Source organism: Brevibacterium sp. 239c (assembly GCF_900169365.1).
Taxonomy (GTDB): Bacteria; Actinomycetota; Actinomycetes; order Actinomycetales; family Brevibacteriaceae; genus Brevibacterium.
Window position 1 is genome coordinate 1 of record NZ_FXZH01000061.1, and the last position, 1,336, is coordinate 1,336.

At 62.8% G+C, this 1,336-nt stretch carries 1 pseudogene; it reads left to right on the forward strand.

The annotated features are described in order from the left end of the window. Window positions 1-124: 124 nt before the first annotated feature. Window positions 125-1,336, forward strand: a pseudogene (locus BSP239C_RS21250) (IS3 family transposase); the annotation flags it as partial.

Consider the following 1,336-nt stretch of genomic DNA (forward strand, 5'->3'; position numbering starts at 1 on the left):
GTCAGGGTGAGTTGAGTCCACCGGTTCATAGCAAGTCCGCCTTCGCAGGGCGAGTTCAGGAACAACCACCATGAGTATCTCGACTCTGTCCACACCGTCAGCACCGATCGGGAATGATGGAGACATGAACAGTCCGCACCCGCGCGCTGATGGCCCGCGCCGACGTACCTTCACCCCCGATCAGAAGCTTGCCCACCTCACCGCCTACGAAGAAGCCTGCAGGCAGCAGCAGGGCGGGGCCTATCTCCGCCGCGAGGGCCTGTATTCCTCGCTGATCACCGAATGGCGCCGGCTACGAGATGCCGGCGTCTTGGATGGAAAGAAGCCCGGTCAGGCGGTCGGGAAGCCGAGCAAGGAACAGGCCGAGATCGCCAGGCTGCGCCGCGAGCTCGACCAGGCCCAGCAGCGTTTGGATCGCACCGAGACGGCATTGGAGATCATGGGAAAAGCACGCGCGCTCTTGGAAGAGACCTCCAAGAGCGCGGATACCGAGACCAAGCGCAAGAGACGCTGATGGGCGCCTACACCGCTTTGAGTGCTTGCGGGACCTCTACCCGGGCGGCATCCACACTGACCGGTATCGCCCGATCTACAGTCGCCCGCTGTGCAGCACACCCAACCATGCCCACACCACGGAGTATCGAACCGGCCAACCGACTCGACTGCGCCGAACGGGCGCGGGTCCTGGCAGTTCTCAACAGTGCTGAGTTCATCGATTCCACCCCGATGGAGGTCTTCGCCACGCTCCTCGACCGTGGCGTCTACCTGTGCTCGATCTCGACGATGTATCGCATCCTGCGAGACAACGCTCAGGTCAAAGAGCGTCGACGACAGGCCCGGCACCCGGCACGGGCGATCCCGGAACTCGTCGCCACCGGGCCAGGCCAGGTGTATACCTGGGACATCACCAAATTGCCCGGGCCCTGTCGGGGCGTGTACTACGACGCCTACGTGATGATCGATATCTACTCCCGCTACATCGTCGGCGCCCACGTCCATGCTCGTGAGTCCGGTCCCTTGGCCGAGGAGATGATGCGTGAGGTCTTCGGCATCCACGGCATCCCGGCCGTCGTCCACGCTGACCGAGGCACGTCGATGACGTCGAAGTCCGTGGCCAGGCTGCTGGCCGACCTGGAAGTGACCAGGTCGCACTCGCGACCGAAGGTCTCCAACGACAATCCCTACTCCGAAGCGTGGTTCAAGACGTTGAAATACGCCCCGGTCTTCCCCGAGCGGTTCGGGTCCCTGGGTGATGCTCGCACGTTCATGGACGAGTTCATAGACCGTTACAACCACGAACATCATCACCAGAGACTCGGTTTGCATACGCCGGCCG